The sequence below is a fragment of the Providencia stuartii genome (genome assembly GCF_029277985.1).
In the GTDB taxonomy this organism is placed as follows: Bacteria; Pseudomonadota; Gammaproteobacteria; order Enterobacterales; family Enterobacteriaceae; genus Providencia; species Providencia zhejiangensis.
This window is the reverse complement of the sequence record NZ_CP119546.1, coordinates 3,741,660-3,760,751: the sequence shown is the minus strand read 5'-3', so window position 1 is coordinate 3,760,751 and position 19,092 is coordinate 3,741,660. Positions and strand designations below refer to the sequence as shown.

Sequence of the window (19,092 nt, the reverse complement as noted above, 5' to 3'; positions counted from 1 at the left end):
ACAATATGAGTTTAGCTTCTGTCAGCGAACATTTGCTGGCTGCCAATGGTCTTGACCACCAAAAACTGTATGACACATTAGGTTTATTATCTGAGCGTAAGCTCGATTATGCCGATCTTTATTTTCAATCGAGCTATCACGAAGCATGGGTGTTAGAAGATCGTATTATCAAAGATGGCTCTTATAATATTGACCAAGGTGTTGGTGTTCGAGCTGTAAATGGTGAAAAAACAGGATTTGCCTATGCAGATCAGATTTCGTTGATGGCATTACAACAAAGTGCGACAGCTGCACGTAGCATTGTTAACGAACAAGGTCATGGCAAATCACAGATTTTAACCGAGGTAGATTACAAGAAGCTATACTCGGCAACGGACCCACTACAAAGCTTATCTCGCGAAGAAAAAATTGCCTTATTGCATCGCGTCGATCAGGTAGCCCGAGCCGAAGATCCTCGCGTGATCGAAGTTAATGCAAGCCTTACGGGGGTTTATGAGCAGGTACTCGTTGCTGCGACTGATGGAACATTAGCGGCTGATATTCGCCCATTGGTTCGTTTATCAGTCAGTGTGCTAGTGGAACATGAAGGTAAGCGCGAGCGTGGCGGCAGTGGCGGTGGTGGTCGCTACGGCTATGAGTATTTCCTTGGAATTCATCAAGGTCAGGTGCTAGCAGAGCAGTATGCTAAAGAAGCGGTGCGTATGGCGCTGGTTAATTTATCTGCAATAGCTGCGCCTGCGGGTATGATGCCTGTTGTATTGGGCGCGGGCTGGCCGGGAGTCCTCCTTCACGAAGCGGTTGGGCATGGTTTAGAAGGTGACTTTAACCGCCGTGGCACTTCTGTGTTCTCTGGGCAAATTGGTGAATTGGTCGCCTCTCCGCTTTGCACTGTTGTCGATGATGGAACCATCGCAGGTCGCCGAGGGTCCTTAGCTATTGATGATGAAGGTGTTCCTGGTCAATATAATGTGTTGATTGAAAACGGAGTCTTGAAAAATTATATTCAAGATAAGTTGAATGCACGTTTGATGGGGGTTGCGCCAACAGGGAATGCACGGCGTGAATCGTATGCGCATTTACCGATGCCGCGTATGACGAATACCTATATGCTAGCAGGCTCTTCAACACCTGAGGATATTATTGCTAGTGTGGATAAAGGCATTTATGCACCTAATTTTGGTGGTGGCCAAGTCGATATCACTTCGGGTAAGTTTGTTTTCTCCACATCTGAAGCCTATCTCATTGAAAAGGGTAAAATTACCTCGCCTGTTAAAGGTGCAACTTTGATTGGCTCTGGCGTTGAAGCCATGCAGCAAATTTCCATGGTAGGCAACGACCTTGCGCTTGATAAAGGGGTTGGCGTGTGTGGTAAAGAAGGGCAAAGTGTTCCTGTTGGGGTTGGGCAGCCGACACTGAAACTGGATAAAATGACCGTTGGTGGTACAGCTTAAACGAGAAGCCAAGGAGGGTAATGATGAATAAACGTATTATTTCTATGCTGTTGATGGCTGTGTTGATCGCACTTAGCTTATATTTTAATGCGGGCGAGCAACAAGAGAAAAAGCAGGCTGAAAAGCCTGCTTCAACATCAGAGCAAGCAATACAGAATCAACATGTTCAACAAATAGATGAGCTAACAAAACAAGCCAATGTGGTGGGGTATATGCAAAAACACCATCAATTGCCCCGTTTTTATGTCACTAAAAAGGAAGCTCGTCGGGCAGGATGGAACCCTAAGCAAGGCAACTTGTGTGATGTGCTCCCAGGTAAAGCTATCGGTGGTGACCGTTTTTCAAATCGTGAACAGCGTTTACCTATTGCACCAAATCGCCAATGGTATGAAGCTGATCTGAATTATAACTGTGGGCATCGCGGTGCCGACCGTTTGCTATACTCTTCAGATGGCATGATTTATGTCACGCGAGATCACTACAAAAGCTTTCAAGAAATTAATTAAAGAGTATTGATATGAGCCGTCCTGTTGTTATCTTTAATTTTCAACAAATTAGTAGCATTGAGGATTTTTATCGCCAATTTGAGCTGCAATTTTCATTGCCAGATTGGTTTGGTAAAAACCTTGATGCGTTGTGGGATAGTGTGTCAGCAGGTATCGAATTGCCTGTTACTATCGTCTTTACTCATCTTAGCGATGAGCAAAAATCGACGTTTGACGATATCATCGCGATGATGCACGATGCGCATGATTTATGGGGGGATGACCTAATATTTGTGTGTGAAAATGATGATGAACAATCAGGCTGTGAAAAACAGATCTAACTATTGAGAAAATCTGCTTCCCATTTTTCTCAGCTAAAAACGCTCTTTTCAAGGCGATGTATGGAAGAAAGCCATACTAAGATCCCACAAAAATTTCCCCAAACGATAAGATATCGCTAATTTTTTAAATCATGAACCTCCGACCCTCCTCCCGGCGATAAGTGGGTGGCTCAAGCACGATGAGAGATCAAAAATTGGGATATATTGGTAATTGACGGGCTCTTTGAGGAGTCAACGATTATTGAGGCAGCCATCCCCATAGAGAACCTTAAAAAGGTATTATGGGTGCATATGACGTTGATATAAAAGAAGCGAAGTAGTGCTTAGAGGGACACTATTTTTGACATCTTCCCCTATATCTCACTCGGTATAGGGGAGGATAATTTACGCGCTTTCAGATAGCTCTTTTAGGTATTGGAAGATTTGACGGAAAGCTTTCGGCGGTTTGTTACTTTCACGTTCTTTCTTGGCGTTGCGCACGAGCGCTCTGAGCTGTTGTCTATCTGCATGAGGGAATAGAGCAACCACTTCTTCAATCACACTGTCGCCATCTTCAACAAGGCGAATACGTAGGTCCTCAAGCTTATGTAGAATGACAACCTGCTGGTTATGACGATTTTTTAGTTTATCTAATGCTTCAGTAATAGGATCAACATCACGAGAACGTAGCAACTTGCCAATATATTGCAGTTGACGACGGCGACCTTCACGCTTAATTTTTTGTGCCAGTTCAATGGATTCAAGTAACTGAGCATCGAGTGGAATGCGCTCAAGTTCACTTTTGCTTAATTCAACGAGCTCCGCGCCCAGTTTTTTTAGAATTTCAGCATCGCGCTTAATTTCACTTTTACTGACCCAAATGATCTCATCATCGTCTTCATCTTGTGGCGCTGGTACATCATCCAGCCAGTCTTCAGGCTGTTTGGCCATATCTCAATTTCCTTTTTACAGAACGCAGCGATGTAATTACATGACCTGCCGCGTTGTGGATGTTAACATTCATATATTATGTATTGTAACTGGGAAAAAGCCCTGATGACTACCCGACATTTGTGAGTTGGTGTAAAAAAGCCAGGTTTACCCCATTTTATGTGGATTGAGTCGATGAATTTAACTGAACAAGTCAGTGAACAACGTAAAAAACTGGAAGATGCGGTCGCACAAGCGCTCTCTTTTGCAAAAAGCCGTTGTGATGCGGCTGAAGTCGCGGTGAATAAAAGCACTGGAATTAGTGTCAGTACCCGCCAAGGTGAAGTAGAGAATGTTGAATTCAATAGTGATGGGGCGCTGGGGATCACGGTTTATCACAATCAACGTAAAGGTAGTGCGTCTTCTACCGATTTAAGCCCAGCAGCCATTGAACGCACAGTACAAGCCGCTGTCGATATTGCTCGTTATACGTCGGAAGACCCTTGTGCTGGCCCTGCTGAAAAATCACTACTCGCTTTTGAAGCGCCTGACCTACAATTATTTCAGGCTAGCGACATTACACCAGAGGAAGCGATAAAGTTAGCATCACAAGCCGAGATGGCAGCGCTTCAGGTCGATTCACGTATTGTGAATACGGAAGGTGGCAGCTTTAATGGTCATTATGGTGTTCGCGTGTTTGGTAACTCACACGGTATGCTACAAAGCTATTGTTCAAGTCGTTATTCTATGTCGAGCTGTGTGATTGCGGAACAAAATGGTGATATGGAACGCGATTATGCTTATACCATTGGACGCAGCTTGAGTGCTTTGAAATCACCAGAATGGGTGGGGCAAGAGTGCGCTCGTCGTACATTGGCACGCTTATCACCAAGAAAGCTGCCAACAATGAAGGCTCCCGTTATTTTTGCTGCTGAAGTGGCGACAGGGCTGTTTGGTCATCTTGTTGGGGCAATCAGCGGTAGCAGTATTTATCGTAAATCCTCTTTCTTATTGGATAGCCTTGGCAAGCAAATTTTGCCTGAATGGCTAACCATCAATGAACAGCCTCATTTAATCGGTGGACTCGCCTCATCACCATTTGATAGTGAAGGTGTGCGTACTACTGAGCGCAATATTATTGAAAAGGGTGTGCTGCAAACTTGGTTGATGACTTCCTATTCAGCTAGAAAGTTGGGGCTACAAAGTACAGGACATGCAGGGGGCATCCATAACTGGCGCATTGCAGGGCAAGGTTTATCATTTGAAGCGCTGTTAAAACAAATGGGCACAGGCCTAATTGTCACTGAATTGATGGGGCAGGGAGTCAGTGGGATCACGGGGGATTATTCGCGTGGTGCCTCCGGTTTTTGGGTCGAAAATGGTGAGATCCAATACCCAGTGAGCGAAATTACTATTGCGGGTAACCTTAAAGAGATGTGGGCGAATATGGTTACTATCGCAGATGATATTGAAACGCGAAGCAATATTCAGTGTGGTTCAGTACTACTGCCTGAAATGAGCATTGCAGGCCAATAATGGCATTATAGCGAGCATTTGTTGTATAAAGGAGTCTGAGGAGCGATTGCTCCTCAGTTTTTTGCTCACAATAGGATATGTTTATATGGTAGACCCCATTCGAGTAACATTAAATCGTAATGAATATATACGGTTCAATAACTACTGCTATAAAAATAATTATTTTTATAAGGGGAAAAGTTCGTCCATTCCTTTGGTGATGTTTATCATTTTTATTGTTGTATTTGTGGTGGCGTTGCAACTGCTTAACATCACATTGGCCCAAATTTCGATGGCATTGCTTATTTCACTGTGCTTATTTTTATTTATAGCGGCTCGAATATTACAGACCTTCCGGTGTGCAATACCTGATCCCGATAGCTTACTTTTTTCTGAAAAGCAGTATTATTTTGATGAACAAGGCATTCATGAAACCAGCGAATATGGCTCTTCATTTATCAAGTGGGAAAAATTTACGTTTATCCGAACAGATGGCGATTTGTTATACCTGTTTTTTGACCGTGTCAGTACCATTATTATTCCTGCTCGTTGTTTTGTATCGACAGAGGAAAGTCAACAGTTCGTGCATATGGTAAAAAAACATGCCACGAATTTGTTGATGGAATGAGTTGAGTCACTCATCTTTAGAAGTGATGAAATGGGGATTGAAGAGAGTTAAGGTGATACGGTAAGGCAAAATGTGTTAGGCGCCCTTATGGGCCCTAACACAGTACTAGCGCGTTATTGGGGCATTAACGGTGAAACTCACCAGCCGCTTCTGGCTGATAAATAATTTCAAGTACTCTAACGCGAGTTTCAACACCATTAGGTAATGCCCAACTGATCTCATCATTGACACGTAAACCAAGTAAAGCAGCGCCAATGGGTGCCATTACAGAGAGTTGTTCCGCACTATCTTTTAATGATGCTGGATAAACCAACGTACGCGTGCGTTCTTCATTGCTGATTAAATCAAGAAAACGCACAGTACTGTTCATTGTGACGACGTCAGCAGGAATTTCCTGTGGTGACAGGATATCTGCACGATCAAGTTCATCATTCAATGCGTCAGCAACTGGGGTACCTGCATAAGCAGCTTGTTCCAATAGTGCGTCTAGGCGCTCTGCATCTAAATCATTGATAATAATTGTTGGCTTTGTCATACCACACTCCAATAGAGACGTACAAAGCAAACACCCCCCACCCAATAAGGTAGGGGGTGTCGCTGTGATAAAATTGTATAAAATATTAGGCTCTTCAAGCTCCAAAAGGAAGAGATCATGATCACGATCTCTGAGCCAATAGTTGTAAAACAACTGATATTTAGTTCGTAAATAATTGGTTGATTATACTAACTTTCATCAAATCCACTTTCGAACAGGTTAATTATCGCGGATAAAGCCTGATCTTCATCAGGGCCGCTAACCTCAATATCAATGGTACTTCCTTGCTCTGAGTCTAACATCAACATCGCAATAACGCTATCCGCCTCAGCCTCGATATGATTATTATTGCGTAAAATAACTCTAGAGTTAAATTTTTGAACTAATTCATAAAGTAACATTGCCGGCCTAGCATGCATGCCAAGCCGGTTTTTTAAGGTGATGGTCGCTTTTAGTGTCATTATTTCCGTTTTTCTAACGTTCGGTGGCGGGACTGTACGTTTTTGCCGCGGGAACGAAAATAATCAGCTAGCTGTTCAGCAATATAAACAGAACGGTGTTTACCGCCAGTACAGCCTATAGCGACAGTCAGATAACTACGATTATTTGTTTCAAGCATTGGCAGCCACAATTCTAGGTAGCTGCGTGTTTGATAAATAAAGTTATGGACCTCAGTATGCCTATCTAAGAATGCAGCAACGGGGCGATCTAACCCTGTCATTGGGCGTAATTTAGGATCCCAGTGCGGATTGGGTAAAAAGCGGACATCAAAAACATAATCCGCATCGATAGGGATACCGTGTTTGAAACCAAAAGATTCAAACACCATGGTGAGCTCACGTTCACGTTTGCCCATTAAACGTGTTCTCAACATCTCTGCTAATTCATGCACTGACATTTCAGAGGTGTCTATCACTAAATCAGCACGAGAGCGTAGTGGTTCTAACAGCTCGTTTTCTTCATCTATCGCACTCTCTAGCGATAAATTTTTACTGGAAAGAGGATGTAACCTACGCGTATCGCTATAGCGGCGAATTAATGTGTTGCGATCAGCATCCAGAAACAAGAGTTGAGGCGAAAAACTAGCAGGTAATCTATCTAATGCCTCTTCAAAGATCTCTGGGTTATCGGGCATATTACGCACATCAATGCTCACAGCGGCTGAAATATTACGATCTGCGAGTGAATTGGCCAGTTCTGGAAGCAGCACAACCGGCAGGTTATCCACACAATAGAAACCCATATCTTCCAGCGCACGTAAGGCAACGGATTTTCCCGAACCGGAACGGCCGCTGACAATCATCAGCACCATGAGCTAACTCCCTTTTGTTTCTTTTCGATGATCATATGATCTCGATAGTTGAATCGAACTTTTGCTTACTTATTAAAACATCACAGTTTATGTCAGTACAGCTATATAGAAAATATCAAAATTTTATATACATGTAACCCTGTGATGACAAAGTCATTCAATTATAGATTACTCAGTAATAATACTATATAGCTCAGCGTCGCTTTGTGCCGATCTTAGACGCTTACAAAAAGATTTGTCTGCTAATTTTTTGGCGATTAACGATAACGTGTGCAGGTGTGTTTTGCACTGATCGGCAGGCACAAGTAATGCAAAAAGCAGATCGACAGGTTGATTGTCGATGGCATCAAAGGCAATAGGCTCTTCAAGATGCAAAAAAACGCCAACAGCTTGCGTATGTTCACCTTCTGCTAACTTACCGTGAGGAATGGCGATCCCACTACCAATACCTGTTGTTCCGACTTTTTCTCTGGTGAGTAATGCTTCAAATACCGTATTTTCCGGTAATCCCAACTCTGCGGCAGCGAGTTCACTAATAATCTCGAGAGCCCTTTTCTTGCTAGTACAGACAAGGTTATTACGTGTACAGGCTGGTGATAATACGGCGCTTAATTGGATTTCTATATCACTGTTCATTTTATTGTTCGCTTAGGACTACAAAACCAGATAGCGGGGTACGCTATCTGGTTTTAATTATTTATTGGTCATAAATCACTGAGTGATTTCACCATAAATAGACTAGTGTTGTCTCAGTTTTTCTTTATGTTTGGTTAACTGGCGTGACAATTTGTCTACCAGTAGGTCGATTGCTGCGTACATGTCGTTTTCTTCAGCTGACGCATGGAGTTCTGCACCATTCACCTGCACAGTTGCTTCAGCAATCTGCTGAACTTTTTCAACTTTTAAAACGACTTGAATACCATTGATACGATCAAATAATTGCTCCAATTTTTTGATTTTTTTCTCAACAGTTTCACGCAATGCAGGGGTGACTTCGATATTGTGTCCAGTAATCTGAAATTCCATACAATCTTCCTTACTTTGTCAATTAAACCAACTTTTTACGTTGATTTGAGGGCGGAATAGATAACGATTCACGGTACTTAGCGACAGTTCGACGAGCAACCTGAATGCCCTGTTCGGCCAGCATGCTGGTCAATTTACTGTCACTCAATGGTTTTGCTGGATTTTCAGCAGCAACCAGTTTTTTCACTAACGCACGTATTGCCGTTGAGGAAGCTTCTCCTCCAGTATCGGTACTCACATGGCTAGAGAAAAAATACTTCAATTCAAAAATTCCCCTAGGGCTATGGAGATATTTTTGCGTTGTGACTCTCGATATTGTCGATTCATGCATATCGACCTGATAAGCAATATCAGCCAATATCATGGGTTTCATATATTCATCGCCGAGTTCGAAAAATTCTTGTTGCTGTTCAACAATGCAAGTTGCGACTTTTAACAAGGTCTCATTGCGACTTTCCAAACTCTTAATCAGCCATTTAGCATCCTGCAAATTGCTACGAATATACTGTGAATCACTTTCGCTTACTGAATCTTTTATCAGTGAAGCATAGTGATTGTTAATACTTAGTTTAGGGATGCTATCTGTATTTAATTCAACTTGCCAGTGTCCATTGATTTTTTTCACTAAAACATCAGGAATGACATATTCAGACTCTCCGGTATTGATGGATTGGCCGGGTTTGGGATTCAACGTCAATATCAGATCAATAGCGGTTTTTAGTGCATCTTCTTTTAATCGAGTCAGCTTAGTGAGCTGGCGAAAATCGCGATTTGCCAGTAAATCGATGTGTTGGCGAATAATCGTACGAGCTTCCTCTAATCCAGGGGTATTTTTCGGATAGAGAGATAGCTGAATGAGTAAACATTCTTTAAGGTCTTGTGCCGCCACTCCAAGGGGATCAAAATGTTGGATTCGTTTTAAAACCGCGCTCACTTCTTCCAAAGTGATATCAGGGTTATCAATACCTTCATGGATATCGGTAATTGATGTGGTGAGATAGCCTGAATCATCAATAGAATCAATAATTGCTGTCGCAATAGCACGATCCGTATCGGTAAAAGGAGTTAACTCGGATTGCCACTGCAAATAGTCCTGTAGGGTTTGTGTCGTTTCCCCTTGGTAGACCGGTAATTCATCGAAACTGTAGTCGTTGCTGGTGCCTGAAGGTGTGCCAGCGGTGTAAATCTCATCCCAATTGGCATCCAGTGGGAGCTCATCAGGCATATCACCCTTTTCGAGAGCATCTTTGGTATCGATTTCGCTACTATCAGTGTCGATATCGATGTCATCCAGCGAATCTAATTCATTGGCATTTTCTTCTTGTTCTAGAAGGGGGTTGGTTTCTAGAGCGAGTTGGATTTCTTGTTGTAGCTCAAGTGTAGAGAGCTGCAACAGGCGGATAGCCTGTTGCAGTTGGGGTGTCATTGCAAGTTGCTGACTGATTCTGAGCTGCAAACTTTGCTTCATGAATGGTCTTTTATCTCCATCTCAAAAATATATTTGTCATACAACCAGTGACGGTATCGCTAGCGAATGTTGTTGACCTGCTTTCTGATTTATTAAGACATTCAACAAATCGTGTCTCTGTCACCTAGCGATGCTCGACTTATTTTAGAGTCTATGACTAATAACTTATAGACGGAAGCCTTCCCCTAAATAAACGCGTTTGACTTGTTCATTTTCGAGGATCATCTCAGGTGTTCCGTGTGCTATCAGGTGCCCTTGGCTCACAATATAAGCTCTTTCACAGACATCGAGTGTTTCTCGCACGTTATGGTCGGTGATCAACACGCCCAGACCATAGTCACGTAAATGTTGGATGATTTTTTTGATATCTAATACTGAAATTGGGTCAACACCAGCAAACGGCTCATCTAACAAGATAAATTTCGGATTCGCGGCTAATGCGCGAGCAATTTCAACACGGCGACGTTCCCCACCTGACAACGATTGACCAATACTATCGCGCAAATGGGTGATACTAAACTCTTCCATTAGCTCTTCAGCACGTGTTTTACGTTGGTCTGAATTTAAGTCATGACGTATTTCTAGCACTGCCATCAGGTTATCATAAACGCTCAAGCGGCGAAAAATTGAGGCTTCTTGAGGCAGATAGCCAATACCACGGCGTGCGCGTTCATGAAGAGGCAACAGGCTAATATCTTCGCCATCAATGGTAATCTTACCTGCATCTCGCTGGACGATTCCGACCACCATATAAAAGGTGGTCGTCTTACCCGCACCATTAGGGCCAAGTAAACCAACAATTTCACCAGACTTCACCTCAAGGCTGACATCTTCAACGACCTTGCGTTTTTTATAGGCTTTTGCCAGATTCTCAGCGGTTAATGTCGCCATAACGATTATTTACTCTTTCCGTTGTTTGCCGCGGGGCCTTTCTCTTGTAACTGTGATGGCAATAATACTGTGGTGACGCGTTTGCCTTTATCGCTAAATGCTTCCATCTGTTGTGTCGGCACGATATAGGTAATTTTATCACCCTTAATATTGCTATCTAACTGCTCAAGATAGGCATTACCTGTTAATGTCAGCAGTTCTTTATCCACTTCGTAGCGTGCTTTCGCTGCTCGGCCTTTAATTGGCTTACCATCATCTTGTAGTTGATAGAACGTCACTGGATTACCAAATGCTTCTATCGTAATTTTGTCAGAGTTACTGCTAGGACGCGTAACCACGACTTTATTGGCTCTGATATCAATAGAACCTTGTTTAATCACAACATCATCTGTAAATGTGGTGACATTTTTCTCTAAATCAAGGGACTGCTTGACTGAGTTAATTGTCATCGGTTGTTGTGTATCAGATTTTAATGCGGAAGCTGGTACGCTAAGAGCAAAAATTGCGCTGGCAACGGCTCCTTGAATAAAACGCTTTTTATTTACTTGATTCATTTTTTTGCTCTTCTTTTTGTAGCACGTAATGAGTTTTTACATCTTCAATTAACTCTGCGGTTCTTGAACGCAGGTTACCGCGCATTTTTAAACCAGTAGAATTAAGGCCTTGCCCGATGATGGTAACTTTATCATCCGATGAAACATCTTGTGTTATCAGATTAACGACAGCACTTTGGGTTGAAATTCGCTGAATTTGTGAATCAGGGCTTAAACTATCGACTTGGACATCGTCATATAAATAGAGCACTCTATCATTCGTCAGTTTGGCCTTGAGTGACCGCACAGTCCATGTCGGTACGCCTGCTTCGTTATAAGTTGTCAAAACAGGGTTAGTAAACCAAGTGAGTTTGTCTGCCGTATAATTATCAATTTTATCTGATACAAGTTTATAGGCCAAATCACCTGCTGGATTATAGACGAATGTCACTGAATCATCAGTTTGATAATTAGGTTGACTGTTATCTATAACGCCTGCTGTTGGGGTGCTGGTATCATAACCAGCGAGGTTCCAACCGATCAGGCCAAGTGCTATCAAGGATAACAGGATAATTAACCACTTTTTAGCGTTACTCATGGGTGTCTTTATTCTTTAAATCGATAAGCCTTTAGCTTCTTCCAGTTTATTTTGAGCAATCAGGATCAAATCGCAAAGTTCACGAACTGCTCCTTTACCACCACCAATGCGTGTAACGTAATCGGCTTTTGGTAGTAGCAATGGGTGTGCATCAGCAACCGCTACAGATAGCCCAACTTTTGCCATGACAGGCCAATCAATGAGATCATCTCCGATATAGGCTGTCTCTTCCGCGCTTACTTTTAGTGTATCTAACAGTTCATGATACGCCAAAAGCTTATCGCTCTGTCCTTGGTAAAGATATGTAATACCGAGTGTCTTTGCGCGATCTTCAAGCAATTTTGCCTTTCGGCCAGTGATAATGGCCACGTCGATACCCGAGGTCAACAAACAGCGAATACCGTAACCATCACGCACGTTAAATGCTTTCAGCTCTTCGCCGTTATTTCCCATGTAAATTTGGCCGTCAGACATGACACCGTCGACATCACAGATTAACAATTTAATCTTAGCGGCTTTTTTTAAAACATTTTGGGTTACAGGACCGTAACACGTGTCCTGAAAGTGCGGATCCATAATCATTCCTTTTCTTTATACAACACCAGCTTGTAAAAGGTCATGCATATGTAAAACACCGACTAGCTTATTACCTTCTGCGACCATCAATGAAGTAATATGTTTAGACTGCATAAGGTTAAGTGCTTCTACCGCTAACATATTCGGGGTTATTTTGATGCCACCTGGCGTCATCACATCGGCTATTTTTGCGTTGTTAAGATCAATACCCATATCGAAGATGCGACGCAAATCACCATCTGTAAAAATACCAGCAATATTCATCTCGTCATCACAAATCACAGTCATGCCTAATTTTTTGCGAGTAATCTCAATTAATGCTTCACGTAACGTCGCTGTTTGTGGAATATGAGGAATATCATCACCGACATTCATTAAATCACGAACTAATAATAAAAGTTTGCGCCCAAGTGCGCCACCAGGGTGAGAAAGTGCGAAATCTTCCGGCGTAAAGCCTCTCGCGGTGAGTAAGGCAATCGCTAATGCATCCCCCATCACCAGCGTTGCGGTGGTACTTGTGGTAGGGGCCAAGCCTAATGGGCACGCTTCTTTTGGCACTTTTATGCAGAGGTGAACATCGGCATATTTACCCATATTACTATTAGGGTTATTGGTCATGCAGATCAATGGAACTTTAATTCGTTTTAAAACAGGCAATAGCGCTAGGATTTCACTCGATTCACCAGAGTTAGAAATTGCCAATACAATGTCTTTATGGGTAATCATTCCCAGATCGCCATGGCTAGCTTCGCCAGGATGCACAAAGAAAGAAGGTGTACCTGTACTGGCCAAGGTTGCTGCAATTTTTCGTCCAATATGACCCGATTTTCCCATACCCATCACAACGACCTTTCCTTGGCAAGCAAAAATGCGCTGACAAGCGTGGGTAAAATCATCGTTGATATATTGTTCTAAATTTTTTAGGCCTTCACTTTCGATATGGAGAACTTCTTTGCCTACTTGCTGAAAATCGATGTTTGACATTTTCTGTTCCATGCGTAGCTTTTCAGTTAATCGGATTAGCGAGCGCGAATTGTATAACGAATACTTACTATCAGTAAGTGCTTTGTCAAATCAGTCGAATATTAATTATATTTTAATCAATGATGACTGGCGGAGATTAACAAAAGCTTAAGTCAGTGGCTCTCGGTATTCATTAGCATCATAAACCAAATAAAGAATGATGAACTTTAGTATTCTCAACGAATAACAAATTTTTAAAGTCTAAGAGCTATCTGCTTCAATTGCGCAAAAATAATGTTTAACTATTAATAATTCTGTTGTTGTATGTATCTTTTAGATATAAAAAAACACATTTTTCACACCAATAACGCTATTTAGAACGTTATAATACTATAAATAAAATCAGATGTGATATTAGACGATTTTTGGTCTATTTTTCTGTAAAATCGCGAGCCTAGCGCTTTGAGAAAATAAAAATTGATGATGTGACGGGCTATCAAACAAATGCAAACAAAGACAGACAACTTAATCGAAGTGCGTGACATGTCTTTTACTCGTGGCAATAGGAAAATATTTGAAAATATTAACCTAACAGTACCACGGGGTAAGATAACGGCAATTATGGGGCCATCGGGAATAGGGAAAACCACGCTATTACGCCTTATTGGCGGCCAGTTACGCCCAAATCAAGGTGAAATTTGGTTCGATGGTGATAATATTCCGGAATTATCACGCTCAAAACTGTATCAGGCTCGTAAAAAAATGAGCATGTTGTTCCAGTCTGGGGCGCTATTTACTGATATGGATGTTTTTAACAACGTAGCATTTCCTTTACGTGAACATACTCGCTTACCGGAATCATTGATCCATACTACGGTCATGATGAAGCTAGAAGCGGTAGGTTTACGAGGGGCTGCAAAATTGATGCCTTCAGAGTTATCGGGGGGGATGGCAAGACGAGCAGCTTTGGCTCGAGCTATCGCACTTGACCCTGAGCTAATTATGTTTGATGAGCCTTTTGTTGGACAAGACCCCATTACGATGGGCGTGCTAGTCAAATTGATTGATGAGCTGAATCAAGCATTAGGCGTGACCTGCGTGGTGGTTTCTCATGATGTGCCAGAAGTGCTTAGTATTGCTGACAATGCCTATATCGTTGCTCAGCAGCATGTGATTGCACAAGGGACTGGTGATGAGTTAAGAGATAACCAAGAACCACGCGTTAGGCAGTTTTTAGATGGTATTGCTGACGGGCCTGTACCATTCCGTTTCCCCGCCAATGATTATCTGGCTGATTTATTAGGGTAAAATAAGATGATAGTAGAGGCAATCGCTGCCTTCGGACGTCGGTGGATTGAAATTTTTTCGGCTTTTGGGCGAGCCGGCTATATGCTGTTTCGTTCATTGTTTGGAAAACCCGAATTTTCCAAACAATGGCCACTGTTAATTAGGCAATTGTACGCTGTTGGTGTGCAATCATTGTTAATAGTTGCTGTTTCAGGGCTATTTATTGGTATGGTGCTTGGGTTACAAGGCTATCTTGTTCTAACAACCTTTAGTGCTGAAGCCAGTCTCGGAATGATGGTGGCATTATCGTTATTGCGTGAATTAGGGCCTGTCGTGACAGCACTGCTGTTTGCAGGGCGTGCTGGCTCTGCATTAACCGCTGAAATCGGCCTGATGAAAGCGACTGAGCAAATATCAAGCCTTGAAATGATGGCTGTCGACCCCTTACGTCGAGTGATTGCCCCGCGTTTTTGGGCTGGCTTTATTAGTATGCCATTGCTATCACTTATCTTTGTTGCCGTAGGGATCCTCGGTGGTGCATTGGTTGGCGTTGATTGGAAAGGGATTGATGAAGGCTTTTTTTGGGCTTCAATGCAATCTTCTGTTGATTGGCGCATGGATATTGTGAATTGCTTTATCAAGAGTCTTGTCTTTGCCATCACAGTCACTTGGATTGCATTGTTTAATGGCTATGACGCTATCCCAACATCGGAAGGGATAAGCCGAGCGACAACACGAACCGTTGTTCATGCATCACTCGCGGTTCTTGGTCTAGATTTTGTACTTACAGCACTGATGTTTGGGAACTAAGTCATGCAAAGTAAAAAAAGTGAAATATGGGTAGGTTGTTTTATGCTGCTGGCAATTGCAGCAATTGTTTTTCTATGTTTAAAAGTGGCTGATTTAAAGTCAATTGGTAGTCAATCCACCTATCAGGTTTCTGCCTCTTTTGAAAACATTGGTGGCTTAAAAGAAGGTTCCCCAGTGAAAGTGGGCGGTGTTGTGATTGGTCGAGTTGCAAGCATTACGCTGAATAAAGATAACTATGTGCCTGATGTGAAAATTGATTTGTTGAGTGAGTATGACAACATTCCAGATTCAAGTTCGTTATCTATTCGTACTTCTGGTTTGCTAGGAGAACAATATATTGCAATGAATATTGGCCCTTCTGGTGAAGAATTAGGAATTGAAACCCTTAAAGATGGGGGGCGCTTAGAAGATACTAAACCTGCGATGGTATTAGAAGATCTGATAGGGCAGTTCCTATATAAGAGTGGAGATAGTCAAGGTGCTGATCCTACAGCAAATTGATTCGACATTAATACGGATTTAGAAGGAATAATTTATGTTTAAGCGCTTAATGATGATAGCCATGCTGGCGATTGCACCATTTGCAATGGCGATTGACCAAACCAACCCCTATAAACTCATGGATGAAGCGGCTGAAAAAACGTTTACACGATTGAAGGAAGAACAGCCTAAAATCCGTAAAGATCCTAACTACTTACGAACTATTGTTCGTGAAGAGCTGCTGCCTTATGTACAAATTAAATATGCGGGAGCACTCGTACTAGGAACTTACTACAAAAATGCAACGCCTGCACAGCGTGAAGCATATTTTGCCGCTTTTGAAGCTTACCTTGAACAAGTCTATGGCCAAGCATTGGCGATGTACCATGGTCAAACGTATCAAATAGCGCCAGAGCAGCCTCTTGGCGATAAAAATATCGTCGCGATCCGAGTCACCATTATCGATCCTAATGGTCGCCCGCCTGTGCGCCTAGACTTCCAATGGCGTAAAAATAGCAAAACAGGCCACTGGCAAGCTTATGATATGATTGCAGAGGGTGTCAGTATGATCACCACTAAGCAAAATGAATGGGGCGATATTTTACGTAAACAAGGTATTGATGGTCTAACAAAACAGTTAGAAATCAGTGCGAAAGCACCTATTACTCTGGATGAGAAATAATCACATGAGTCATGCGCTTACGTGGGACACCGCATCGTCAACAGTTAAACTATCTGGCACATTAGGCCGAGAGTCTTTGCTCGTATTTTGGGAGCAGCGTGAGACTTTGTTATCCCAAGTTGAGCAAATCGATGTGTCAGGCTTGGATCACGTTGACTCAACTGGACTCGCTATGTTGGTCCGTTTAAAAGGTGAGTTTGAGCAGCAAAAACGCTCACTACAAATAGTAGGAATGAGCGATAATTTAACAACCTTGATGGAACTGTATGGCGTTAAGTCATTATTGCTAAGTTAAGGTCAGTTTGTGTAAAAAAAGCGCCTCTGCGTGTTTTTATGCATCGGGGGCGTTTTCTTTGGTTTAAGATTTGTTTCGGATCCTTTAGGATAGACGTCTATTTATACCAAAATCGATGATGATAAAATTGAGTCATATATGGAAACCAACGAAATAAAACAAGTATTGATGGACAAGCTATCTCTGGATGAGGTGATTGTTAATGGTGATGGCAGCCACTTTCAGGTTATTGCCGTCGGTGCCATGTTTGAAAATATGAGCAGAGTCAAGCAGCAGCAAGCTGTTTATGCTCCGTTGATGGAGTATATCGCGGACAACCGTATTCATGCGCTTTCAATTAAGGCATATACCCCAGCTGATTGGGCACGTGACCGCAAGCTAAACGGTTTTTGATAAAAAACTGCGAACAGTATTTAAAATCTATACTCAAAACTATCTCGGGTTGCATGCAGTGAGTCAATAAAGATAGCACTAGGCGTAAGGAACGCGATAGTCCTACTTTTCTGAAGACATTTGCAATCCGAAATAGGATGAATATGAATACGAGAGTAACCGAATGGATAAATTTTTAGTTAAAGGGCCCACTCGTTTAGAGGGTGAGGTGACAATCTCCGGTGCCAAAAATGCTGCACTACCAATTCTGTTCGCTGCGCTACTAGCCGAAGAGCCAGTAGAAATACAAAATGTCCCTAAACTTAGAGATATTGATACGACTATCAAACTTCTCAATCAATTAGGAACCAAAGTTGAGCGCAATGGTTCCATTTATGTTGATGCAAGACATGTTACAGAATATTGTGCTCCCTATGATCTAGTTAAAACCATGCGCGCATCAATTTGGGCTCTTGCGCCGTTGGTTGCACGTTTTGGTCATGGGGAAGTTTCATTGCCAGGTGGTTGTGCTATCGGGGCACGTCCTGTTGACCTACATATTTCTGGGTTAGAGCAACTTGGCGCACACATTGTATTAGAAGATGGCTATGTAAAAGCGACCGTTGATGGCCGTTTAAAAGGCGCTTGCATCGTTATGGATAAAGTCAGTGTGGGCGCGACTGTCACCATTATGACGGCAGCCACATTGGCAGAAGGGACAACGACGATCGAAAATGCTGCCCGTGAGCCAGAAATTGAGGATACAGCTAACTTCTTGAATACGTTAGGTGCCAAAATTACTGGTGCGGGTACTGACCGTATTGTTATTGAAGGGGTTGAACGGTTAGGTGGGGGAACTTACCGTGTGTTACCCGACCGTATCGAAACCGGCACTTTCCTTATTGCAGCAGCCGTTTCAAGAGGAAAAGTGATTTGCCGCAATGCCTGTCCAGATACACTGGATGCTGTTTTGGCAAAACTGCGTGAAGCAGGTGCTAAAATTGAAATCGGTGACGATTGGATCAGCCTTGATATGGAAGGTAAACGTCCCAAAGCAGTGACGTTACGTACCGCACCACACCCAGGTTTTCCGACAGATATGCAAGCTCAATTTAGCCTTTTAAACCTAGTGGCTGAAGGGGCTGGTATGATCACTGAAACCATTTTTGAAAATCGCTTTATGCATATCCCTGAACTTATCCGTATGGGCGCTCATGCTGAAATCGAAAGCAACACAGTGCTATGTCATGGTGTTGAGAAACTGACGAGCGCGCAAGTTATGGCAACGGATTTACGTGCATCTGCAAGTTTGGTGATTGCGGGTTGTATCGCAGAAGGCACGACGACAGTTGATCGTATTTATCACATTGACCGTGGTTATGAGCACATTGAAGATAAGCTACGTGGCTTAGGTGCGAATATTGAGCGTATCCACTCTGAAGATTAAGGGTGCTGTTGCCAATACAGAAGAAAGTCTACATTTTGCTTGCCCTTTACGAAGGGCTTGCTTCACTTTCAATCCCTCTATTCGTTTAAAAGGTGATTCTGGTCGCTTAAGGCCGAGTATGAGGCTGAACATACGTTTCAATGCCCAGTAATGACTCCTAATCACATTATTGTGATATTTAATTTGTTGATGCTCGCCACTTACCGTGAGCATCTTCTCCCCCTCAAATGAACCTGTATTTATCACTTTTGATATGCCTCCTTTTACCTTTAATTGAAGACGTTAATTAACAAAGAGAAAAGAGAGCTTGGTCCTGCAAAATAAAAGCTAAGGCCAAGACGATTATTTTTGCTATTAACAGCGTTAATATAGATAACGTGAGATTTGATTAATTTTTTGCTGAGTTCTCATTTGACTATAAGTTTCATGATTTGATTGAAGGAGGCCAACAACATCGCAGTTGTTTGGCTATTTTTAGGGGGAATCAT

General features: G+C 42.5%; 24 protein-coding genes. 12 read left to right on the top strand and 12 right to left on the bottom strand.

Annotated features, from left to right (window positions below; genetic code table 11):
• The first annotated feature begins 5 nt into the window (after nucleotides 1-5).
• Genes tldD through P2E05_RS16980 form a run of 3 tightly spaced genes read left to right on the top strand, consistent with a single transcriptional unit; the run spans nucleotide 6 to nucleotide 2,277 of the window.
• A complete protein-coding gene (gene tldD / locus P2E05_RS16990; protein WP_163863009.1) occupies nucleotides 6-1,451 on the top strand; it encodes a metalloprotease TldD in 1,446 nt (481 codons plus the stop codon).
• A 23-nt stretch (nucleotides 1,452-1,474) separates the two neighbouring features.
• Complete coding sequence (locus P2E05_RS16985) at nucleotides 1,475-1,957, top strand: ribonuclease domain-containing protein (RefSeq protein ID WP_196713753.1); 483 nt, start codon at nucleotides 1,475-1,477, stop codon at nucleotides 1,955-1,957.
• A gap of 11 nt (nucleotides 1,958-1,968) precedes the next feature.
• On the top strand, nucleotides 1,969-2,277 hold the full coding sequence (locus tag P2E05_RS16980; RefSeq protein ID WP_154624888.1) for a barstar family protein: 309 nt from the start codon (nucleotides 1,969-1,971) through the stop codon (nucleotides 2,275-2,277).
• Between the two features lie 384 nt (nucleotides 2,278-2,661).
• On the opposite strand, the gene yjgA is transcribed toward P2E05_RS16980, so the two are convergent.
• Nucleotides 2,662-3,207 carry a ribosome biogenesis factor YjgA gene (yjgA, locus tag P2E05_RS16975; RefSeq protein ID WP_154624889.1) on the bottom strand — a complete coding sequence of 182 codons (546 nt, stop codon included), beginning with the start codon at nucleotides 3,205-3,207 and terminating at the stop codon, nucleotides 2,662-2,664.
• Between the two features lie 174 nt (nucleotides 3,208-3,381).
• Here yjgA and pmbA point away from each other — a divergent pair, with 174 nt between their 5' ends.
• Nucleotides 3,382-4,722 carry a metalloprotease PmbA gene (pmbA, locus tag P2E05_RS16970; protein ID WP_154624890.1) on the top strand — a complete coding sequence of 447 codons (1,341 nt, stop codon included), beginning with the start codon at nucleotides 3,382-3,384 and terminating at the stop codon, nucleotides 4,720-4,722.
• A gap of 85 nt (nucleotides 4,723-4,807) precedes the next feature.
• A complete protein-coding gene (locus P2E05_RS21765) occupies nucleotides 4,808-5,329 on the top strand; it encodes a YcxB family protein (protein ID WP_154624891.1) in 522 nt (173 codons plus the stop codon).
• Nucleotides 5,330-5,453: 124 nt separating this feature from the next.
• Here P2E05_RS21765 and rnk read toward each other — a convergent pair whose 3' ends face one another.
• From rnk to kdsD, 11 genes are all read right to left on the bottom strand, one after another.
• The gene (gene rnk, locus P2E05_RS16960) at nucleotides 5,454-5,864 is read right to left on the bottom strand and encodes a nucleoside diphosphate kinase regulator (RefSeq protein WP_154624892.1); all 411 of its coding nucleotides are present in this window, start codon (nucleotides 5,862-5,864) and stop codon (nucleotides 5,454-5,456) included.
• 188 nt (nucleotides 5,865-6,052) lie between these two features.
• On the bottom strand, nucleotides 6,053-6,325 hold the full coding sequence (gene npr, locus P2E05_RS16955; RefSeq protein WP_154624893.1) for a PTS phosphocarrier protein NPr: 273 nt from the start codon (nucleotides 6,323-6,325) through the stop codon (nucleotides 6,053-6,055).
• Nucleotides 6,325-7,176: an RNase adapter RapZ gene (gene rapZ, locus P2E05_RS16950; protein WP_276122922.1), complete on the bottom strand. Its 852-nt coding sequence runs from the start codon at nucleotides 7,174-7,176 to the stop codon at nucleotides 6,325-6,327. Before rapZ ends, npr begins: the two co-directional genes overlap by 1 nt.
• Before the next feature lie 168 nt (nucleotides 7,177-7,344).
• Complete coding sequence (gene ptsN / locus P2E05_RS16945) at nucleotides 7,345-7,812, bottom strand: PTS IIA-like nitrogen regulatory protein PtsN (protein WP_154624895.1); 468 nt, start codon at nucleotides 7,810-7,812, stop codon at nucleotides 7,345-7,347.
• A gap of 102 nt (nucleotides 7,813-7,914) precedes the next feature.
• Nucleotides 7,915-8,202, bottom strand: coding sequence for a ribosome hibernation promoting factor (hpf, locus tag P2E05_RS16940; protein WP_154624896.1), 288 nt, complete (start codon nucleotides 8,200-8,202; stop codon nucleotides 7,915-7,917).
• Nucleotides 8,203-8,224: 22 nt separating this feature from the next.
• Entirely contained in the window at nucleotides 8,225-9,670 is a 1,446-nt protein-coding gene (rpoN, locus tag P2E05_RS16935) for an RNA polymerase factor sigma-54 (protein WP_154624897.1), read from the bottom strand.
• A 165-nt stretch (nucleotides 9,671-9,835) separates the two neighbouring features.
• Nucleotides 9,836-10,561: an LPS export ABC transporter ATP-binding protein gene (gene lptB, locus P2E05_RS16930; protein ID WP_154624898.1), complete on the bottom strand. Its 726-nt coding sequence runs from the start codon at nucleotides 10,559-10,561 to the stop codon at nucleotides 9,836-9,838.
• Nucleotides 10,562-10,566: 5 nt separating this feature from the next.
• Nucleotides 10,567-11,115: a lipopolysaccharide ABC transporter substrate-binding protein LptA gene (gene lptA / locus P2E05_RS16925; protein ID WP_154624899.1), complete on the bottom strand. Its 549-nt coding sequence runs from the start codon at nucleotides 11,113-11,115 to the stop codon at nucleotides 10,567-10,569.
• Nucleotides 11,099-11,692, bottom strand: coding sequence for an LPS export ABC transporter periplasmic protein LptC (gene lptC / locus P2E05_RS16920; protein ID WP_154624900.1), 594 nt, complete (start codon nucleotides 11,690-11,692; stop codon nucleotides 11,099-11,101). The genes lptA and lptC overlap by 17 nt, the downstream gene beginning before the upstream one ends.
• A gap of 15 nt (nucleotides 11,693-11,707) precedes the next feature.
• Nucleotides 11,708-12,268: a 3-deoxy-manno-octulosonate-8-phosphatase KdsC gene (gene kdsC, locus P2E05_RS16915; RefSeq protein WP_154624901.1), complete on the bottom strand. Its 561-nt coding sequence runs from the start codon at nucleotides 12,266-12,268 to the stop codon at nucleotides 11,708-11,710.
• A gap of 15 nt (nucleotides 12,269-12,283) precedes the next feature.
• Entirely contained in the window at nucleotides 12,284-13,252 is a 969-nt protein-coding gene (gene kdsD / locus P2E05_RS16910; protein WP_154624902.1) for an arabinose-5-phosphate isomerase KdsD, read from the bottom strand.
• A gap of 483 nt (nucleotides 13,253-13,735) precedes the next feature.
• On the opposite strand from kdsD, the gene mlaF reads away from it, so the two are divergent.
• From mlaF to murA, 7 genes are all read left to right on the top strand, one after another.
• Nucleotides 13,736-14,539, top strand: a complete 804-nt coding sequence (mlaF, locus tag P2E05_RS16905) for a phospholipid ABC transporter ATP-binding protein MlaF (protein ID WP_154624903.1) — start codon at nucleotides 13,736-13,738, stop codon at nucleotides 14,537-14,539.
• Nucleotides 14,540-14,545: 6 nt separating this feature from the next.
• Complete coding sequence (gene mlaE / locus P2E05_RS16900) at nucleotides 14,546-15,328, top strand: lipid asymmetry maintenance ABC transporter permease subunit MlaE (RefSeq protein WP_154624904.1); 783 nt, start codon at nucleotides 14,546-14,548, stop codon at nucleotides 15,326-15,328.
• Nucleotides 15,329-15,331: 3 nt separating this feature from the next.
• Nucleotides 15,332-15,829 carry an outer membrane lipid asymmetry maintenance protein MlaD gene (gene mlaD / locus P2E05_RS16895; protein ID WP_163863002.1) on the top strand — a complete coding sequence of 166 codons (498 nt, stop codon included), beginning with the start codon at nucleotides 15,332-15,334 and terminating at the stop codon, nucleotides 15,827-15,829.
• Between the two features lie 34 nt (nucleotides 15,830-15,863).
• Nucleotides 15,864-16,490 (top strand): phospholipid-binding protein MlaC, encoded by a 627-nt coding sequence (gene mlaC / locus P2E05_RS16890; RefSeq protein WP_163863000.1) that lies wholly within the window; start codon nucleotides 15,864-15,866, stop codon nucleotides 16,488-16,490.
• Between the two features lie 4 nt (nucleotides 16,491-16,494).
• Complete coding sequence (mlaB, locus tag P2E05_RS16885) at nucleotides 16,495-16,785, top strand: lipid asymmetry maintenance protein MlaB (protein WP_154624907.1); 291 nt, start codon at nucleotides 16,495-16,497, stop codon at nucleotides 16,783-16,785.
• Between the two features lie 138 nt (nucleotides 16,786-16,923).
• Entirely contained in the window at nucleotides 16,924-17,178 is a 255-nt protein-coding gene (ibaG, locus tag P2E05_RS16880) for a BolA family iron metabolism protein IbaG (protein WP_154624908.1), read from the top strand.
• Between the two features lie 163 nt (nucleotides 17,179-17,341).
• Entirely contained in the window at nucleotides 17,342-18,604 is a 1,263-nt protein-coding gene (gene murA, locus P2E05_RS16875) for a UDP-N-acetylglucosamine 1-carboxyvinyltransferase (protein WP_154624909.1), read from the top strand.
• The last annotated feature ends 488 nt before the right edge of the window (nucleotides 18,605-19,092 follow it).